Here is an 18,737-nt window from a genome sequence, read left to right on the forward strand (position 1 = left end):
TGTGGGTAGTTACCGGGGCGGTGTTCCTTCGGGTACAGGCCTTGCCTATTATTTTAAGCCGTCACTAACTAAAAACCAAAACTGTGAACGATAAGCTTATGCCTTTTTCTGCCGTTCTCTTTGATATGGATGGCCTTGTCCTTGATACCGAAAGCACTTATTGCCAAGCGTGGCAACAGGCGGCGGCAAGGATGGGTCACTATTTATCGGACAGTTTTTGTAGGTCTTTATCCGGCCTGCATCATCAGGCTATAGACGCTAAATTACAGGATGCTTGCGGGGCGGATTTTGATATACAGGCATTTAACCGCCGTGCAGGTGCGTGTTGGCGGGAACGGGTGACGACAGACGGTATTCCGGTAAAGCCTGGGGTGGCCGAGTTGTTGGCGTATCTTGAGGCGCGGCAAATTCCGTTTGCCTTGGCGACGAATAGCCGGGCGGCGAATGCTCAGGAGTGTTTGGCCTTAGCGGGGTTGGCTGGCGCGTTTAAGGTGCTGGTGGGTCGTGATGACGTGGCGGCGGGCAAACCGTCGCCGGATGTGTTTTTACGCGCGGCGGCCTTATTGCAAACGCCTATCCATGCCTGTTGGGTGTTGGAAGATTCGTTGACTGGCATTATGGCCGCGCACAGCGCGGGGGCGTTTCCGGTGTTGGTGCCGTCCGGCTCTCCGGTTGAGACGCAGGCACTGGCGTTATGCGCTATGATGCGGCCTGATTTATCGGCGGTCTTGGCAACTATCCGCGCTGAGTTCGCCCATCGGTAACGCAATCGGGTATAATTTCATTATTACGCACTACTTTTTGTATCTTCAATTTGAAAGCTCATTATTCTTCAGTCTCCGTCATTGCCCCCGCCCGCTTGCACATGGGATTCTTTGATTTAAGCGGTTCGTTAGGCCGCCACTTTGGCAGTATCGGTGTGGCCTTGAATGAAATCAGTACCCGCCTTTCTGCTAGCCCCGCTGCCACCCGTTTGGTCACCGGGCCGTCTTCGAAGCGGGCGGAACTGTGCCTGACTATGCTTTGCCAAGCCTTGGGGGTATCCGACCAACTGCGTATCCGTATTGATAGCGCGATACCTGAGCATGTCGGTTTGGGTTCGGGTACGCAAATGGCTTTGGCGATAGGTATGGCCCTTAACGGCATTTATGGCTTGGGTTTGTCGGTGCGGCAGATTGCTGCCGTCACCGAGCGGGGCTTGCGTTCGGGCATTGGCATCGGTATTTTTGAGCGGGGCGGCTTGGTTGTGGATGGTGGCCGTGGTGAAAAAACCATTACCCCACCCGTTTTGGTACAGATGGATATTCCTGAGGATTGGCGGTTTGTGCTGGTGTTTGATGAGCGTGGCCAAGGCTTGCATGGTTCGCAGGAGGTTCAGGCCTTTAGTCAGTTGCCGCCGTTTTCGGCACTGGAGGCGGCGCGTTTGTGCTATTTGCTGTTGATGCAGGGCTTACCTGCCGTGGCAGAGCAAGATTTAGGCAAATTCGGCGAGGTGATAACCGAACTGCAACGCTCGGTGGGCGAGCATTTCGCCTCGGCGCAAGGCGGTGTGTTTACTAGCCCCGAAGTGGCGCAGGTGATGGCTTGGCTGGCAGGGCAGGGGGCGGTGGCCATCGGACAAACATCGTGGGGGCCTACGGGCTTTTGTGCCTTGCAAGGCGTGGCTTTGGCAGAAGCTCTGGCGCAACAGGCGCGGGAGCGGTTCACGCATTTTGACAAAGTGACGATAGTGGTTGCCAGTGCGAGAAATAGCGGCGGCGAAGTGGCGGTTTATTAAGTCAGGCTAGCATATAAAGTGGGTTGACGCATTGCTTTGGACTATTTTTGCCTTATTATAGTGCAAAAGCTAATAATGGTCTGTAGGGGTGTTATGCTAGAACATGTTAAGTCATTGAATGTCAGGATTATTATGGATATGGCATCATAAGTGCAGGTACTAAGGTAAGTCAAGATACCGTCACGTTCGCCTGTGTTTGGTGCCATCCTGGCGTTCTATTTTCTCGGATAGAACGCCTTTTTTATTGCCCGCCGTTTGCTTGCTGGGCATTGTATAGCAGCCGGTGGTTTTACCTTTATTGTCAGTAAGGGGTAAAATCGTCGGTTTGGTCTGCTATCTTTGTTCAGGAATGTCTATGTATAAGCCCGTTACACCACTGTTAGCCGCCGATATTATTATCGAGCTGATTGATTTGCCCCATCGCCCCTTTGTATTGATTGAACGCGCTAACCCGCCGTACGGCTGGGCATTGCCGGGCGGTTTTGTTGATGTCGGCGAAACGGTCGAGCAGGCGGCGTTGCGTGAGGCGCAGGAAGAAGTGGGGCTGGAGGTGACGCTGAAACTGTTGCTGGGTTTATATTCCGACCCCAAGCGCGACATTCGTAACCATACGGTGACGGCGGTGTATGTCGGCGAAGCGCGGGGAATGCCAAAAGCGGCGGACGATGCGAAAAATTGCGCTATTTTTACGTTTGATAATTTGACCACTGAACTGGCCTTTGACCACGCGCTGGTGTTGGCGGATTATCAGTATTATCTGACCGCAGGGCAAGTTACGCCAATCCGGGTTTAAGGGGCCGTCCGCAGGGTGCTTGATAGGGAGTCCGGCGTTTGGCGGACTGCATGTTGGTACACTCGGTTAAGCCATCGTGCAATGGCTAAAGACCATTGCACTCCGCTCTGTGTTGCCCAATAAGTGACGGCCCATCGCGGACGGTTTACGCTTACCGTAAAAACCGCCCGCCGCTGATGTCAATTAACGCGCCGTTGATATGCGAGGCCATGTTGCTGCTCAAAAACAGCACCGAACTGGCGACTTCTTCGGCGTAGGTGTTGCGGCCTAAGGGCGTTTGTTTGCGGTAGTTTTCCATCATTTCCGGGGTCGAGTGGATTTCATGGTGTTGGGTCTCCACTGTGCCGGGCATGACCGAATTGGTACGGATCTGCGGGGCCAGTTCTTTGGCTAAGGTGTGGGTAAACACCATCAACCCGCCTTTCGCGGCGGCATACGCCCCGCCGCCGTTAGCCCCGCCGGTTTGTACCGACAAGGAGAGGATATTCACTATACTGCCGTTACCCGTAGCGCGTAAATGCGGGATGGCGCGTTTAGTGACCAAAAAAGCGCTGGTCAGGTTGATGTCCAGCGATTTTTGCCAGTTTTCTAACAGGCAGTCCTCAATCTTGGCGCGTTTTACCAGACCGCCACTGTTATTGACGACAATGTCTAAGCGTCCGGCCTCGGCGACCAGCTTGTCAATGGCGGCGTTGGCTTCGGCTTCTTGGGTCAGGTCGGCGGGCAATAAAATGCTTTTGATGTGTTGGGTGGCCAATTCTTCTTGCAAACTGAGGGCGGCGGCGGCACTGCTATAATAATGCAGGCCGATAATCGCCCCGGCTTTGCCTAGGGCCAAGGCGGTGGCGCGGCCTATGCCGACCGCCGCGCCGCTGATAAAGGCGGCTTTGCCGCTCAGGTCAAGATGTTGTTCGGGTGCTGTTTGTGCAGAGGTCATGGCTGCTATGCTCCTGGGGCGGATAAGTCCAGTTGCTCCCCCGCAAAGTTGAGTTCAATGCGGATGCCGACAGGGTCGTACAGGAACAACTGGGTCATTGCGGGCGCAGGACGGTAATCCACATCATAGCGTATCTGATGGCTGTTTAAGTGCTGCACCCAAGCGGCGACACCGCTACAGCTTAGGGCGACATGGTTAAAGTGGCCGTTACTGCCCCGGTAAGGGGGTTGTTCAACCACCGACAGGTGGATAATGGCGGTGTCGTGGCAATACAGCCACGCGCCATTGCGTTTGGAAACCGCCCGTAAACCTTGCTTTAAGCCGATGATCTGCTCATAAAACGTCACTACGTCCGGAAACTGCCCGGCCGAAACGACAATATTGATGTGGTTGATACCTGATACGTCCATGCGTAAACCTTAATAGTGGTGGATAGTGGTTATTGCGCCTCGGCGGTTGTTTCGTCCGCCGCTGCTTCTGTTACTTCTTCTGCTGCTGTTTCTACTGCTGCGCTTTTGCCCAAATTTTTGATTTTTTCTAAGATTTCTTGGGCGTGGCCTTCGGGGGTGACACCGTAGATCACTTCGGCTAAGACACCGTGTTTATCAACAATGAACGTCGAGCGGAAAATCGCCATGCTTTTAACGCCTTCTTTTTCACGCTCACGCCAAACCCCGTAGTTCTCACACATTTCGCCGCGCGTGTCCGCCAGCAATTCGACTTTCAGGGCGTATTTTTTGATAAATTCGCTATGGCTTTCGCATGAGTCTTTGCTGATCCCGATAATGACGGTATCCAGTTGGGCAAATTCGTCTGCCAATTGGGTAAATTGGTTGGCCTCTATGGTGCAGCCGGGGGTGTCGTCTTTAGGATAAAAATATAAGACGAGGTTCTTTTCTCCGGCGTAATCGGTTAAACTGACTAATTGGTTGTTTTGGTTCAAGGCTCTGAACATCGGTGCATATTGTTGTTTTTCTAGCATAAAAAACCCCTCATTTGGACAGTTGAGCATTATTGGACAGTGACGGTAACGCACTTGGTGTGTTCCGTGTGTGGCATGATAGATAGCTGGCAGGTGAATGTCCAGCGATTAAACCCCGAAAACAAATTAAAGATTTATGATTTTAAAATCATGTGCTTAATGGTCTGCTTTGTGTTTTTAAAACCTCATGGCGATAGCTTTAACCCTAAGGATTAGCGATTTCTGAAAATGAATAAAAAATTACTTGCTGCGTTTAATGCGCTGACTCCTGCCGAACAAGACATTATGATGGCCTTAGCGGTAGTTTATGCACCGATTAGCCAGACGAATTTGCAAAGTTTGTTGACCAAAGCAGGTGGTTTCGAGGTAAAAACCGTCCGTTTAGTAGATAAGGTTCTTAAGGAAAAGTTGCATAAAAGTAAATTCATTATTGCCACTAATGATGGCTGGGCCTGCCATCCCAGTTATAGCGAAGGTCTGATGCGTTTGGCTGTCGAGCAGCCTTGGTTTAAAAAATTGGCGACTTTGCTGATCGCCGATAGCGGTTATTATCCCTCGCACCGGGTGATTGCCAGCCATATCGTCAAGCAATTGCGGCTGTTCTTGTATCAAGGCAGCGTGTCGGCATTTATGGCCAATATTGACCGTTTATATGCCAATTATCCGCAATATTTTGCCGAACATATTAACTGCGTCTTTTTCAACGATTTTGATGCCGATTGGTTCACCAGCTTACCTGTGCAAATGCAATATGGGGCATTGAAATATCTGGTGGCAAACAATTACACGGAATTTACCGCCGATAAAAAACCTTATTTGTTGCTGGAGCAGTTGTTTGGCAATACCAAACCCGGTTATCCAGAAATTGCCCATACGGTTATTGAGCAACGGCTGTTACGCGGCAATTTTCAGGATGCGCAGCTGTGGTTGGAGGGCGATGCGACCAGTGAGGGTTTAAAAATATTAGCGACCGCCCGGTTTTTCCAAAACCGTAATGATGAGGCGATCAGCTTATTTAATGCGGCGTTACGGCAACTAAAAAAAGAGACCAATAAGCGTAATATCACCATTACTGGCTTGTATGGCTGTTTCTTTGCTTTGGCGTTGCTGCGCTCGCAAACCGGGGACAATGTGGCTTACCTTAAAAAACAGCATTTGCCGATGCTGGCGAAAGCGGGCTATGACCCGTTTTATCTCGCCCATAGCCTGTTAGACCAAGCCATTGATGTGTATCAGGCCAAAGCACCTATTGAGTCTTGTCATCAATTGCTGAAACACACCACGTTCCCTTACGAGCGTTTGTTTCAGGCTTTGATCTTATATTGGCTGGTCGATAGCGACAGCATTGCCAATAATGCCCCGATGGTGGCGATTATGGCGGGCTTGGCGAAACTGTGCCAGCAAGCGCAAAATGCCGGTTTTGTTTGGTATGCGGCGGTCAGTTCTTTACTGTTACAGCGTGTGCAGTATAAGGATGCCGATTGCCGACAAATCGCCGCGTTTTATGCCGGATCGCCGTTTGCTGAGATTATCGACTTGTTGCCGAAAGTCTCGTTATGGGAGCGGGCTTTAACGGCGTTAACCCAGCTCAGCGGCCAGCCAGCCGCTAGCGCACAGACTAGCCAAGAATTGCGCATGGTGTGGAGTTTGAGCTTGGAGGGCAATGAGGTATTTCTGGTGCCGAAAGAGCAGCGCTTGAGCAAAAATGGCCAATGGAGTAAAGGCCGTCCGGTCGCGTTGAAAAAACTTTACCATGATTTGGCCGATTATGAGTATTTGAGCGAGCAAGACCGGAAGATTTGCACGAAAATCGTCATTGATAAAGAAAGCGATTATTACGGCTATTATGCCAAAGACGTGTATGAATTGTCGGTGGATGGCCTGCTGGCCGCGGCCGGACACCCCAATGTTTATTGGGCGGGTCAAGAGCAAACGGGCAAGCCGGTCGACATCAGCATTACCGAGCCGCAATTATTGGTCAAGGAGGAGGGGGATAATTTGCGTATTTCGTTGCTCCCAGAAATCAGCGGCCAACGCATTATCGCCCAAAAAACCGCCAATCATGGCCTGATTATTTATGTCATTAACAACCAGCATCTGCAAGTTGCTGAGATTCTAGGCAAAAATGGCTTGGTCGTACCCGCTTCCGCCCGCCAGCAAGTCATTGATTCCATTGCTTCAATCGCCTCTATGCTGACGGTGCAGTCGGATATTGGCGGCACTTCCAGCCATGCCATTGATGTCGCCGCCGATAGCCGCCTGCATATCCATTTGCAGCCGGTTGGGCAGGGTATCCAAATCGATGTGTTTATCCAGCCGTTTCTTAGCGGCGGCCCTTTGTACAAGCCCGCCAGTGGCGGTACGACAGTATTAGCGGATATTGACGGCCAGCAATACCAAACCACCCGCGATTTTAAGGACGAAAATGCCCATGTCGCTAAGCTGTTCGCCGATTGTCCCCGCTTGTTTAAGGACAAGGAACTGAAATGGCTGTTGGATGATCCTGAAATGGCGCTGGAGGTATTGCTGGATTTGCAGGCACTGAGTGAAGATTTTGCGGTGCTGGAATGGCCGAAAGGCAAAAAAATCCGCCTCAGCCGTGAGGCAGGCCTGTCACAGGCGCAGTTCTCGATCCGTAAAGAACAAAACTGGTTTAGCGTTGACGGGGATTTGGTTGTTGATAACGACCAGGTCTTTAATATGCAGCGGCTGATGCACTTGTTAAGTGGCTCTAACAGCCGCTTTTTGAAATTGGAAGACGGGCAGATTATTGCCCTGACCCGTGAATTGCGCCAGCGTCTGGATGATCTGACGGGCTTAGGTGAGGTGCAGGACGATAAAATCCGCTTCCATGCCTTAGCGGCTCCGGCCTTGGACGGCATTACCGAAGGTATGGCGATTACGGCCAGTAAGCCTTGGAAAGACCAGTTAAAGCATTTGAATGCGATTAGCGACTTAAACCCGCAAGTGCCGTCCACTTTGCAAGGCGAGTTGCGTGATTACCAGCGCGAAGGCTTCCAATGGATGTCGCGTCTGGCACATTGGGGGGCTGGGGCGTGTTTGGCCGATGATATGGGCTTAGGCAAAACTGTCCAAGCCTTGGCCTTGATTTTATCACGCGCCCCAGAAGGGCCGACTTTAATCTTGGCCCCGACCTCCGTGTGCATCAATTGGCTGGAAGAAGCCCAACGCTTTGCGCCGACGCTGAACGTCCAACATTTTGGTCATGGTGACCGCCAAGCCATGTTAGATAATGCGGCCGAGTTTGATTTGATCGTCTGTAGCTACGGTTTGTTGCAAACCGAAGCTGAGCGTTTAGGGCAAGTCCGCTGGCAAACGTTGGTGGCGGACGAAGCACAGGCGATTAAGAACGCCCTGACCAAACGCTCCAAAGCGGCGATGTCCTTGCAAGCCGAGTTTAAGTTGATCACCACGGGTACGCCGATAGAAAACCATCTGGGCGAACTATGGAATTTGTTCAATTTCATCAATCCCGGCCTGTTAGGCTCGCTGAGCCGCTTTAACGAACGCTACGCCCATGCCATCGAAAATCAGCAAGACCATGCGGTACAGCAACGCCTGAAAAAACTGTTGCGGCCCTTTATTTTGCGGCGGCTGAAAAATGATGTTTTGACCGAATTGCCGCCGCGTACCGAAGTTACCCTGCATATTGAGCTGAGTGCCGAAGAGCGGGCTATGTACGAAGCCTTGCGCCGTAATGCGATGGATGCCATTGCTTCCGCGAAAGAGCAGCCGGGCAACCAGCAGTTAAAGGTGTTGGCGGAAATTATGAAGTTGCGCCGTGCTTGTTGTAACCCGCGCTTGGTGATGGAAGATTCTCATATCGGCAGTTCCAAGCTGCAAGCGTTTGAGGAGTTGGTGGATGAGTTGCTGGATAACCGCCATAAGGCTTTGGTGTTTAGCCAATTTGTCGGACATTTGGATCTGATCCGCGAGTTACTGGATAAGAAGGGCATTACTTATCATTATCTGGACGGCTCGACCCCCGTACCGCAACGCAAAAAAGCCATGAATGCTTTCCAAGCGGGCGATGGCGATTTGTTTTTAATCAGCCTGAAAGCAGGCGGGACAGGTTTAAACCTGACCGCCGCCGATTATGTTATCCACATGGATCCGTGGTGGAATCCGGCGGTCGAAGACCAAGCTTCGGACCGCGCCCACCGCATGGGGCAAAAACGCCCCGTGACCATTTACCGCCTAGTCGCTAAAGATACCATTGAAGATAAGATTGTCGATTTGCACAAGCATAAACGCGATTTGGCGAACAGCTTGCTGGAAGGGGGCGAGGTGAGCGGTAAGATGTCGGTTGAGGATATGATGGCGTTGATTAGCGATATTGATTAACTACGCGCTAAGCGAACGATGTTTACAATAAATCCGGTGCGTAACGGCCTTGGCTTTAAGGGTTATCCGCTGGCAACGCATTTTTGCTATCATTTAGAATAAATTTATAGACTAGCCACTTTACCTGACCGGAGCCAACCCATGAATGACCTATACGGCGATCAACACCTTTCCCTGCAAGACCAATTTGCGACCCGTGGGCTGGCGGAGCGGGTGGGGCAAATCATTGTCCAACCGGAGTTGGATGATATGCACAAGGGCTTTATCGAGACCCGTGACATGCTGTTTTTGACGACGGTTGACCATCGCGGTTATCCCACTTGCTCGTATAAAGGCGGTGTGCCGGGCTTTGTTAAGGTGTTAGACAGCAAAACTTTGGCTTTTCCCAGTTACAATGGCAATGGCATGTTTTTGTCGATGGGCAATATTAGCGTCAATGCTAAGGTCGGTTTGCTGTTTATTGATTTTACAACCCCGCACCGCATCCGTGTGCATGGTGTCGCCAGCATTGACCGCGATGATCCCTTATTGGCCGAGTTCCACGAAGCGGAATTGGTAGTGCGCGTGACCGTCACCGAGGTGTTTGTCAATTGTCCGCGCTATATCCATCAATACCAGCGCGTGGCGACCTCCAAATATGCCCCGCAGCCGGAATGCCCCACTCCGTCGCCGCAATGGAAGCGCATTGATGCCATTCAAGATGTCCTGCCCGAAGCTGACTTGCATCAGGTTGCGGGGTGTGGCGGCACTATTACGCCGGAAGAATATGGTATGTTGGTGATGAAGGGTGAAGGTTAGGCGGAAATAGTAAACATTCTCACACGCGTGCTGGCAGACACGTTAAAATAGCGGCTTTTAAACTTCTGCAAAATGATTGGTTTTATGAAATTTACTGGCTTTCTCATTGCATGTTGTCTGACGGCTAACTTGGCGGTAGCTGCGGAAAAAACTACTATCCATCTTGCGGTACAAGCCACGGGAACGGTGGCTTGGGAGTTGGCTACCTTAAACAAACATCCGGCGGCGGATTATGAATTGGTCGTCCAGCAGGTCGCCAATCCTGAAGCGGCTAAGGTGGCGTTGCAATCTGGCGCGGTGGATGTGATTGTCTCCGATTGGTTGTGGGTGGCGCGGTTACGCGCAACGGGCACGGATTTTACGTTTTATCCTTATTCCAGTGCCTCTGGCGCGTTGGTGGTGGCGAAAGACAGCCCTATCCATACGCTGAAAGACTTGGTGGGCAAGCGTTTAGGCGTTGCGGGCGGCGAGTTGGATAAAAATTGGCTGTTGTTGCAAGCGTTGGCGCAACAAGAGCATTTGGATTTGAATGCTTCGGTGGAAAAAACCGTCGGTGCGCCGCCGTTGCTAAACGAGCAGCTTTTACAGAAACGGGTTGATGCGTTGTTGACCTATTGGCATTTTGCCGCCCGTTTGGAAGGCCAAGGCTATCGGCAAATCATTGACGGTAAGGGCATTTTACAAGGCCTAGGGATTCACGAAACAGTCCCCACGTTAGGCTATGTGTTTAAGCAAAGTTGGGCGCAGGCGCATCAACAGGCTCTGACGCATTTCTTAGCGGCCAGTGCGGCGGCGAAAATCCAATTGTGTACCGATGATGCCGCTTGGCATGAAATTGTGCCGTTGACTCAGACAGATGATGTGGCGACGCAAGCGGTGTTGCGCCGCCATTATTGCGAGGGCAATATCAGCGGTTGGGGCGATAAGGAGCAACAAGCCGCCGCGCGTATTTACAGTTTGTTACATTCCTTAAGCCAACAGCAATTGACGGGGGCTAGCGAAACCTTGCCGGCAGGTACTTTCTGGACTCCCGGCCCGCTTTGAAGTTTCGCCCGTTTATTTTACCCGCGCTGTCCTTATTGGCCTTAATCGCCCTTTGGCAAGGCGTGGCTTTGTTGGTGGATAGCCATACTTTGCCCGCGCCTTATACGGTCGCGGTTGTGCTGTGGCAGGCGATAGTGTCGGGGCAGTTGCCTTACCATTTGGGGGTGACCTTACTGAGGCTGGTGGTGAGTTTTACGGTCGCCATGCTGATGGGGTCGGCTATCGGCATTGTGTTAGGACGTAGCGAAAAGCTGAATGCGTTTTTCGATAATTGGCTGGTGATTTTTCTTAACGTCCCCGCTTTGGTGACGATTATCCTGTGTTATGTCTGGCTGGGTTTGGTGGAGTCGGCGGCGATACTGGCGGTGGTCATTAATAAATTGCCGAATGTCATTGTCACGGTCAGGGAAGGCACCCGTGCTTTAGACCAGGATTTGTTGGAGATGGCGCGGTGTTATGGTTTTAGCAAAGGCAAAACCTTACGCCATGTTATCTGGCCGCAACTGCATCCGTTCGTCATGGCGGCGACCCGTTCCGGTTTGGCGTTGATTTGGAAAATCATTCTGGTGGTCGAGCTGTTAGGGCGTAGCAACGGCATGGGCTACCAACTGCATTTATTTTTCCAATTGTTCGATGTCGCCAGCATCCTCGCTTATACCGTGGCTTTTGTGGTGGTGATGCAGGTGTTTGAGGTCGCGGTGTTAAAGCCTTTGGATAGGTCGGCGCAACGGTGGCGGCGATGAAGATCCATATCCAGAGCAAAACTTATCCGGCGGTGGGCAAGGCGGCGGTGAAGGCGGCGATTGCGGATTTTGCTTTAGACTTAAACGCCGGCGAGTTTGTGTGCTTGGTCGGCCCTTCGGGTTGCGGCAAAACCACTTTGCTGAATATTTTGGCGGGGCTGGATAAGGATTATCAAGGCGAGATTGGGGGAGGGCAGCCGCCTAAGATAGGTTATGTGTTCCAAAACCCGCGCCTGTTGCCGTGGCGGACTGTCCGTGAGAATATCGAGCTGGTGTTAGCGGAGGCGACACCCGCCAGTACCGTTGATGCGCTGTTGGACGCGATGCAGCTGACCAGTGTCCAGCAAGTCTATCCCGAACGCCTGTCGCTGGGCATGAGCCGCCGGGTCGCCATTATCCGCGCGTTTGCCGTTAATCCTGATTTGTTGCTGATGGACGAGCCGTTTGTGTCCTTGGACGCGCCGACCGCCCGGCAGGTGCGCGAATTGCTGATGCAGCTTTGGCAGCAACGTCCGCACCGGGTGTTGTTTGTCACCCATGATTTGCGCGAAGCCATTGCTTTGGCCGATAAGCTGGTGTTTTTGTCGGCCTCGCCGATGACGGTCGTCCGCACCCTGACCGTGCCGATTGCGCGTAATAAACGTAATGATGAAGCGGCGGTTGAAGCCTTTCGGCAACAGCTTAAGCAGGACTACCCTGATATTAATGTGCTGTTATAAGCCCCGCCTACCTTTCTAAATCGTCATCCCCTTTCTCACTTTCTACCCACGTTAATTATGGATCTCATACTACTGATTAAAGCTTTTATTTTAGGCATTGTTGAAGGATTAACCGAATTTTTGCCGATTTCCAGCACCGGACATTTAATCTTGGTGGGCGATTTGCTCAATATGAATGATGAGAAAGGCAAGGTTTTTGCCATTGCTGTCCAAGTTGGGGCTATTTTGGCGGTATGCTGGGAATATCGCCGAAAAATCGCCACGGTGGTGATGGGTTTGCCTAGCCAAAAATCGGCACAAAAATTCACTTTAAATTTGGCGATTGCTTTTATGCCGTTGGCGGTTCTGGGATTGCTGTTCGGTAAAATCATCAAAGCCGAGCTGTTTAAGCCCGTGCCGGTCGCCTTGGCGTTTATTGTCGGGGCGTTGGTGATTATCTGGGCAGAAAAGCGTCAGCATAAGATCCGCGTCCAAGAAGTTGAAGATTTAAGCTGGCTGGATGCTTTGAAATTAGGCTTGGCGCAAGCCTTCGCGCTGATTCCTGGCACATCACGGTCAGGGGCGACGATTATCGGCGGCTTGTTATTTGGCCTGTCACGCAAGGCGGCGACCGAGTTCTCGTTTTTTCTGGCGATCCCCACGTTGCTTTTGGCGAGTGCTTATGATGTTTATAAACACCGTGAACTGTTCGATTTGGCGACCGACGCACCGCCGTTTGCAGTGGGGTTTATTGCTGCGTTTATTAGCGCCTTAATCGCCATCAAAGCTTTGTTGCGTTATATCAGTCACCACGATTTTATCGTCTTTGCTTGGTACCGCATTGTCTTTGGTTTGGTGGTGCTGGCAACCGCGTATAGCGGCTTGGTGCAGTGGTCGGCTTAACGCCTGAGCTGATTATCGCCGCCTTAGCGCCCACCCCGCCCACTGCGCGTATTATCATCGGCTATAGCGGCGGGGTCGATTCGCATGTGCTGCTGCACTTGGCGGCGGCTATACTGCTGTTGCGCGAACGGATCACGGCGGTGTATGTGCATCATGGCTTACAGGTGCAAGCCGGGCAGTGGGCGGCGCATTGTCAGCAAACCGCCGCGCACTTGGCGGTGGGGTTTCAGGTGCTGCACGTTAACGCCCAACCTCAGCCCGGTGAAAGCCCCGAAGAAGCGGCCAGAAATGCCCGTTATACGGCTTTAAAGGCCTTATTGGCTAAAGATGATGTGTTACTGGTCGCCCAGCACCGTGAAGACCAATTGGAAACGGTGTTGTTGCAATTGTTTCGGGGCAGTGGTTTGCGCGGCTTGTCGGGGATGCCCGAACGCATGGCGTTTGGGGAGGGGGTTTTAGTCAGGCCGTTACTGGCGGTCGCTAAACAGGCGATTGCCGATTATGCAGACCGACATGGCTTAGTGTGGGTGGAAGACCCCAGCAACCAGCATAGCGATTATGACCGCAATTTTTTGCGTAACGAGATTGTGCCGTTATTAAAGCGTCGCTGGCCTGCTTTGGATAAAACCGTGGCGCGGAGTGCCGGGCATTGCGCCGAAGCCGAAGCGGTATTAAGTGACCTCGCTGGCCGCTTGGCAGCACCCGTATTTAACCCCGCCGACCAAACCTTAACGATTAGCCGCTTATTAGCCTATAGCGAGGCTGAGCAAAAGCGGGTTATCCGCCATTGGTTGCAAGGTTTACACGTTAAAATGCCCTCCCAGAAGCTTCTGGCGCATCTGCAAACCGAAGTGCTGGCGGCACGTCCCGATGCCTCGCCTGTCGTGGCGATTGCCGATTACTGCCTGCGCCGTTATCAAGATAAGCTGTATTGTCTGCCCCCCCATAGCCTGAGCTTGGCAACAGGCGTATGGCCGCAAGGTCAAGCGGCTTTTGTGTTGAATGCCCGGCAGTGTTTGCAGTGCGTGCCTGCTTCTACAGGGATTGCCCTAGCGGTTTGGCAACAGAGCTGTGTCGAGGTGCGGGCGCGGCAAGGCGGGGAGAAAATCCGTTTGCCGCATCGGCAAGGGCGGCATAGCTTAAAGAAATTATTCCAAGAGGCGGGGATACCGCCGTGGGAGCGCGAGTTGGTGCCGTTGGTTTATTTGGATGGGCAACTGGCGGCGGTGGGGGGGTATTGGCTGGCTGCGGAGTTTTATTGCCAGTCAGAAAATGCCTGTCTGCGTATTTGTCTATCAAAACTCCCGAAAGCCCATGACGAAATGGCCTTTGTCGATTAAAATGCTCACTATTTATTCGTTTGTCCTCCGTTCTCTTCTGAAGACCTTATTATTTACATGACCAAATACATATTCATTACTGGTGGTGTCGTTTCATCGCTGGGCAAAGGCATTGCCGCTTCCTCTCTCGCGGCTATTCTTGAAGCGCGGGGCCTTAAGGTCACGATGACCAAGCTTGACCCTTATATTAATGTTGATCCCGGCACGATGAGCCCGTTTCAGCATGGCGAGGTGTTCGTTACCGAAGACGGCGCGGAAACCGATTTGGACTTGGGGCATTATGAGCGTTTCCTTAAAACGACGATGACCAAGAAGAACAATTTCACCACGGGTCAGGTCTATGACAATGTGTTGCGCCGGGAGCGCAAAGGCGAGTATCTGGGCGCGACTGTGCAGGTGATTCCGCATATCACTGATGAAATTAAGGCCCGTATTTACCAAAGCGCCGAGGGTATGGATGTGGCCTTGATTGAGGTCGGCGGTACGGTCGGTGACATTGAGTCACTGCCGTTTTTGGAAGCCATCCGGCAAATGCGTTTTGATTTGGGCGCTGACCGTGCCTTGTTTATCCATTTGACGCTGGTGCCGTATATCCGCTCGGCGGGGGAAATCAAAACTAAGCCGACCCAGCATTCGGTCAAGGAATTGCGCAGTATCGGTATCCAGCCGGATATTTTGATTTGCCGTTCTGAGCAGCCGGTGCCGGTCAGTGAGCGGCGCAAAATCGCTTTGTTTACTAACGTTGAAGAAAAAGCGGTCATTTGTGCGGTGGATGCCGATTCGATTTACCGTATCCCCATTTTGCTGCATGACCAAGGTCTGGATGACATTGTCGTCAATAAGCTGCGTTTGGATGTGCCGCCTGCCGATTTGACCGAATGGCATAAGGTGCTGGATGCGTTGGCTAATCCGGTCGATAGCGTCAATATTGCTATTGTCGGCAAATATGTTGACCATTCGGATGCCTATAAGTCGCTGAATGAGGCCTTGATCCATGCGGGTATCCGTACGCGCACTAAGGTCAATATCGTTTATATTGATTCTGAGGTGATTGAGGATGAGGGTGTCGCGAGGCTGAAAGAGGTTGATGCCATTTTGGTGCCGGGCGGGTTTGGTGAGCGTGGGGTCGAAGGCAAAATTGCGACTGTCCGGTATGCGCGTGAGAACAATATCCCGTATCTGGGCATTTGTTTGGGTATGCAAGCGGCGGTTATTGAATTCGCCCGCGATGTCGCCGGGTTAGAAGGGGCGCACAGCACCGAGTTTTTGCCTAAATCGCCGCATCCGGTCATCGGCCTGATTACCGAATGGATGGAGGAGAGTGGGAAATTGGTCACGCGTGACGAAAATTCCGATTTGGGTGGCTCTATGCGTTTGGGCGGTCAGCAGTGCCGCTTACAACATGATACCTTGGCGTATAGTCTGTATCAAAAAGATGTGATTACTGAGCGCCATCGTCACCGTTATGAGTTTAATAACCAGTATTTTGAGAAATTGGAAAAAGCCGGGATGCGTTTTTCGGGTAAGTCGATAGACGGGCGTTTGGTTGAGGTGGTTGAGATACCGGAACATCCGTGGTTTTTGGCTTGCCAGTTCCATCCTGAGTTTACGTCGACACCGCGTAAAGGCCATCCGTTATTCTCTGGTTTTGTCTCGGCGGCGGTGCGTTACAGTCTGATGAAGAACGAACCGGCTTACCGATAAGCGGCTTGGCCGGCCTATTGCAGGTATCTAGGAGCAACGGCACTATGAATTGGCAAGAAGTTTGTGATCACCCCAGTTTAAGGGATTTGCCTTTTAAGATTGAGTTGGACGAGTATGGTCGGGTTATTATGTGTCCTGTAAAGCTTTATCATTCTATTTTGCAAGGTGAAATAGAATTCTTATTGCGTTGTCTGCTAAAAGAAGGGAAAACACTCCCCGAATGCGCGATTAAAACCAGCAAAGGCACGAAAGTTGCCGATGTTGCGTGGGTATCGTTAGGCTTGTTGGCAAAAATTAAAGGTGAAACTGAGGCCTCTATTGCCCCAGAAATTTGTGTGGAAATCATTTCCGCCAGTAACACGGCAAGGGAAATGGCGGAAAAACGGCAATTGTATTTTGAGGCGGGTGCGCAAGAGGTTTGGATGTGCGATGAAAAAGGCGCAATGAGCTTTTTTAATGCCGACTATCCGCTGCTACATTCTGTATTGGTGCCGCAGTTTCCTGAAAAAATTGACGTATGATGGATTAATGATAAGCCTGTCGCCGATATTGGGGACGGATATAGGGTTCGCCACCAAGCAAGCGCCAACCTGAATGTTGGTACACACTGCCAGAGGCCATCGTGCAAAGGCTAAAGACCTTTGCACTCCACTCGGCCGCCCAATTAGTGGGTGTATCTATAAGGCGGTTCCGTGCTTATTTCCTGACCTCGCCATCGGCTTGACCGGAGTCTTTGGCGTGTGGGCGTACGAATAATGCCATCACTGGCTTAACGGTTACTATTTTACATAACAACGAGAAAATTCATGCAATTATGTGGCTTTGAAGTCGGTTTGAACCAACCCTTATTTTTAATCGCCGGCCCATGTGTGATTGAGAGCGAGCAATTGGCGTTGGATACGGCGGGTTTCTTAAAAGAAATCACGACGGCGTTAAACATTCCGTTTATTTATAAATCGTCATTTGATAAAGCTAACCGCTCATCGCATGAAAGCTTCCGTGGCTTGGGTGTGGAGCGCGGTTTGGAGATTTTGGCGAAAGTGAAACAGCAAATCGGTGTGCCTGTGCTGACGGATGTCCACGAAGACACGCCGTTGGCGGAAGTCGCCAGCGTGGTGGATGTGATGCAGACCCCGGCATTTTTATGCCGCCAAACGAATTTTATCCAAGCGGTTGCTGCCCAAGGCATTCCGGTCAATATCAAAAAAGGCCAGTTTCTTGCACCATGGGATATGGTGCATGTGGCGAATAAGGCCAAAGCGGCGGGCAACCAGCAGATTATGGTCTGCGAGCGGGGTGTGTCGTTTGGCTATAATAATTTAGTCTCGGATATGCGCTCTTTGGCGGCGATGCGCGATACCGATTGCCCGGTGGTGTTTGATGCCACGCATTCGGTGCAATTGCCCGGTGGTCAAGGTACGTCATCGGGTGGCCAACGGGAATTTGTCCCGGTTTTGGCTAGGGCGGCGGTGGCGGTGGGTATTGCCGGATTGTTTATGGAAACCCATCCTAACCCCGCCGAAGCTAAAAGCGACGGCCCGAACTCTTGGCCTTTACACCGTATGCGCGAGTTATTAGAAACGCTGATGCTGTTGGATCAAGCCGTGAAAAGCCAGCCTTTGATTGAAACGACCTTATAGGGAGTGAGTTATGCCTGCCATCACCGAATTGTCACAGCTAGACTTGAACGCCAGTTACAGTTACGCGGATTATTTGACGTGGCAGTTTGACGAGGCCGTGGAGCTGATTAAGGGCAAAATCTCGTTGATGTGTCCGGCACCGAATGTCAAACATCAACGGATTTCATGGCGATTAAATGGCGCTTTATTTAATTATTTTGAAAGCAAGCCCTGTCAGGCTTTCGCCGCACCGTTTGATGTCCGCCTTTACGACCGCCGCAAATCGCTGTTAGCCGATAAAGAAGTGACTACGGTGGTGCAGCCGGATATTTGCGTGATTTGCGACAGCAGCAAGTTGGATGAGCAAGGTTGCAACGGCGCACCCGATTGGATTATTGAAATTTTATCCAAGGGCAATTCCAAGAAAGAAGTCAAAACCAAACACGCGCTTTATGCCGAAAGCGGTGTTAAGGAGTATTGGCTGGTGTTTCCTTATGAGGAGGTTATCAGCCAGTTTGTTTTGGATGACGGGGCGCAGCAATACCGCTTGCTGAACAGTTATGCGGGTGACGATAAGGCGGTGTCTTATTTGTTCCCTGATTTGGCGGTGGATTTGGCGGTGTTGTTTAAAGAGCTTTGACATGATGCTTTCGGAGTTGCCCAGAACGCCACTGGTTAAATTTGGGGTGCAAAATGGCTGATTCATCGCGTATAAAATCTGTTTCTGTTACGGGTTTATTTCATCAATATGATCACCATATTGAGTTTAACCAAGAAGATCGTATCACTATTTTGCATGGTATCAATGGGGTTGGTAAAACTACCCTGTTGCGTATGATTAATAGCTTGTTTGCTTTTCAGATTGCGGCTTTTAACGAAATACCTTTTCGTGATTTTACTGTTGAGAAGTTGGATGGGGATTTAATAAAGATTGAGAAGCCTGTTCAAAAAAGTCACTTTGTAACGTTGCTGATTAATGGGGAAAAGATTGATACGCCAATAGGGGGACTTTTAAAAAAAGTTAGTCTTATAGA

18 protein-coding genes are annotated in these 18,737 nt (G+C 51.3%); 15 read left to right on the plus strand and 3 right to left on the minus strand.

Features of this window, described 5'->3' with window-relative positions:
* Positions 1–83: 83 nt before the first annotated feature.
* From AADEFJLK_RS15080 to AADEFJLK_RS15090, 3 genes are all read left to right on the plus strand, one after another.
* A complete protein-coding gene (locus tag AADEFJLK_RS15080; RefSeq protein WP_249028058.1) occupies positions 84–764 on the plus strand; it encodes an HAD family hydrolase in 681 nt (226 codons plus the stop codon).
* A gap of 50 nt (positions 765–814) precedes the next feature.
* Complete coding sequence (locus tag AADEFJLK_RS15085) at positions 815–1,777, plus strand: beta-ribofuranosylaminobenzene 5'-phosphate synthase family protein (protein ID WP_088617965.1); 963 nt, start codon at positions 815–817, stop codon at positions 1,775–1,777.
* 355 nt (positions 1,778–2,132) lie between these two features.
* Positions 2,133–2,570, plus strand: coding sequence for an NUDIX domain-containing protein (locus tag AADEFJLK_RS15090; protein ID WP_088617964.1), 438 nt, complete (start codon positions 2,133–2,135; stop codon positions 2,568–2,570).
* 151 nt (positions 2,571–2,721) lie between these two features.
* Here AADEFJLK_RS15090 and AADEFJLK_RS15095 read toward each other — a convergent pair whose 3' ends face one another.
* Genes AADEFJLK_RS15095 through AADEFJLK_RS15105 form a run of 3 tightly spaced genes read right to left on the minus strand, consistent with a single transcriptional unit; the run spans position 2,722 to position 4,489 of the window.
* Positions 2,722–3,507 carry an SDR family NAD(P)-dependent oxidoreductase gene (locus AADEFJLK_RS15095; RefSeq protein ID WP_088617963.1) on the minus strand — a complete coding sequence of 262 codons (786 nt, stop codon included), beginning with the start codon at positions 3,505–3,507 and terminating at the stop codon, positions 2,722–2,724.
* A 5-nt stretch (positions 3,508–3,512) separates the two neighbouring features.
* Positions 3,513–3,917, minus strand: coding sequence for a VOC family protein (locus AADEFJLK_RS15100; protein ID WP_103974836.1), 405 nt, complete (start codon positions 3,915–3,917; stop codon positions 3,513–3,515).
* 29 nt (positions 3,918–3,946) lie between these two features.
* Positions 3,947–4,489, minus strand: coding sequence for a peroxiredoxin (locus AADEFJLK_RS15105; protein WP_249028059.1), 543 nt, complete (start codon positions 4,487–4,489; stop codon positions 3,947–3,949).
* A gap of 228 nt (positions 4,490–4,717) precedes the next feature.
* On the opposite strand from AADEFJLK_RS15105, the gene AADEFJLK_RS15110 reads away from it, so the two are divergent.
* From AADEFJLK_RS15110 to AADEFJLK_RS25195, 12 genes are all read left to right on the plus strand, one after another.
* Complete coding sequence (locus tag AADEFJLK_RS15110) at positions 4,718–8,854, plus strand: DEAD/DEAH box helicase (RefSeq protein WP_103974837.1); 4,137 nt, start codon at positions 4,718–4,720, stop codon at positions 8,852–8,854.
* 141 nt (positions 8,855–8,995) lie between these two features.
* A complete protein-coding gene (locus AADEFJLK_RS15115; protein ID WP_103974838.1) occupies positions 8,996–9,652 on the plus strand; it encodes a pyridoxamine 5'-phosphate oxidase family protein in 657 nt (218 codons plus the stop codon).
* 84 nt (positions 9,653–9,736) lie between these two features.
* Positions 9,737–10,696 (plus strand): ABC transporter substrate-binding protein, encoded by a 960-nt coding sequence (locus AADEFJLK_RS15120; RefSeq protein ID WP_103974935.1) that lies wholly within the window; start codon positions 9,737–9,739, stop codon positions 10,694–10,696.
* Positions 10,693–11,439: an ABC transporter permease gene (locus AADEFJLK_RS15125; RefSeq protein WP_088617958.1), complete on the plus strand. Its 747-nt coding sequence runs from the start codon at positions 10,693–10,695 to the stop codon at positions 11,437–11,439. The genes AADEFJLK_RS15120 and AADEFJLK_RS15125 overlap by 4 nt, the downstream gene beginning before the upstream one ends.
* Positions 11,427–12,158 carry an ABC transporter ATP-binding protein gene (locus AADEFJLK_RS15130; protein ID WP_103974839.1) on the plus strand — a complete coding sequence of 244 codons (732 nt, stop codon included), beginning with the start codon at positions 11,427–11,429 and terminating at the stop codon, positions 12,156–12,158. Before AADEFJLK_RS15125 ends, AADEFJLK_RS15130 begins: the two co-directional genes overlap by 13 nt.
* 57 nt (positions 12,159–12,215) lie before the next feature.
* The gene (locus AADEFJLK_RS15135; protein ID WP_103974840.1) at positions 12,216–13,040 is read left to right on the plus strand and encodes an undecaprenyl-diphosphate phosphatase; all 825 of its coding nucleotides are present in this window, start codon (positions 12,216–12,218) and stop codon (positions 13,038–13,040) included.
* Entirely contained in the window at positions 13,028–14,380 is a 1,353-nt protein-coding gene (tilS, locus tag AADEFJLK_RS15140) for a tRNA lysidine(34) synthetase TilS (RefSeq protein WP_103974841.1), read from the plus strand. Before AADEFJLK_RS15135 ends, tilS begins: the two co-directional genes overlap by 13 nt.
* Before the next feature lie 57 nt (positions 14,381–14,437).
* Entirely contained in the window at positions 14,438–16,084 is a 1,647-nt protein-coding gene (gene pyrG / locus AADEFJLK_RS15145) for a CTP synthase (RefSeq protein WP_103974842.1), read from the plus strand.
* A 44-nt stretch (positions 16,085–16,128) separates the two neighbouring features.
* On the plus strand, positions 16,129–16,605 hold the full coding sequence (locus tag AADEFJLK_RS15150; protein ID WP_088617953.1) for a Uma2 family endonuclease: 477 nt from the start codon (positions 16,129–16,131) through the stop codon (positions 16,603–16,605).
* Positions 16,606–16,890: 285 nt separating this feature from the next.
* A complete protein-coding gene (kdsA, locus tag AADEFJLK_RS15155) occupies positions 16,891–17,724 on the plus strand; it encodes a 3-deoxy-8-phosphooctulonate synthase (protein WP_088617952.1) in 834 nt (277 codons plus the stop codon).
* A gap of 10 nt (positions 17,725–17,734) precedes the next feature.
* Positions 17,735–18,343: a Uma2 family endonuclease gene (locus AADEFJLK_RS15160; RefSeq protein ID WP_103974843.1), complete on the plus strand. Its 609-nt coding sequence runs from the start codon at positions 17,735–17,737 to the stop codon at positions 18,341–18,343.
* Between the two features lie 53 nt (positions 18,344–18,396).
* On the plus strand, positions 18,397–18,737 hold a 341-nt coding region (locus tag AADEFJLK_RS25195; RefSeq protein ID WP_211299231.1), incomplete at its 3' end, for an AAA family ATPase.

The organism is Methylovulum psychrotolerans (genome assembly GCF_002923755.1).
Lineage (GTDB): Bacteria > Pseudomonadota > Gammaproteobacteria > Methylococcales > Methylomonadaceae > Methylovulum > Methylovulum psychrotolerans.

Coding starts and splice junctions, on each gene's coding strand:
- AADEFJLK_RS15090 (WP_088617964.1), top strand. CDS start 2,133: ATGTATAAGCCCGTTACACCACTGTTAGCCGCCGATATTATTATCGAG.
- AADEFJLK_RS15095 (WP_088617963.1), bottom strand. CDS start 3,507: ATGACCTCTGCACAAACAGCACCCGAACAACATCTTGACCTGAGCGGC.
- AADEFJLK_RS15100 (WP_103974836.1), bottom strand. CDS start 3,917: ATGGACGTATCAGGTATCAACCACATCAATATTGTCGTTTCGGCCGGG.
- AADEFJLK_RS15105 (WP_249028059.1), bottom strand. CDS start 4,489: ATGCTAGAAAAACAACAATATGCACCGATGTTCAGAGCCTTGAACCAA.
- AADEFJLK_RS15110 (WP_103974837.1), top strand. CDS start 4,718: ATGAATAAAAAATTACTTGCTGCGTTTAATGCGCTGACTCCTGCCGAA.
- AADEFJLK_RS15115 (WP_103974838.1), top strand. CDS start 8,996: ATGAATGACCTATACGGCGATCAACACCTTTCCCTGCAAGACCAATTT.
- AADEFJLK_RS15120 (WP_103974935.1), top strand. CDS start 9,737: ATGAAATTTACTGGCTTTCTCATTGCATGTTGTCTGACGGCTAACTTG.
- AADEFJLK_RS15135 (WP_103974840.1), top strand. CDS start 12,216: ATGGATCTCATACTACTGATTAAAGCTTTTATTTTAGGCATTGTTGAA.
- pyrG (WP_103974842.1), top strand. CDS start 14,438: ATGACCAAATACATATTCATTACTGGTGGTGTCGTTTCATCGCTGGGC.
- AADEFJLK_RS15150 (WP_088617953.1), top strand. CDS start 16,129: ATGAATTGGCAAGAAGTTTGTGATCACCCCAGTTTAAGGGATTTGCCT.
- kdsA (WP_088617952.1), top strand. CDS start 16,891: ATGCAATTATGTGGCTTTGAAGTCGGTTTGAACCAACCCTTATTTTTA.
- AADEFJLK_RS15160 (WP_103974843.1), top strand. CDS start 17,735: ATGCCTGCCATCACCGAATTGTCACAGCTAGACTTGAACGCCAGTTAC.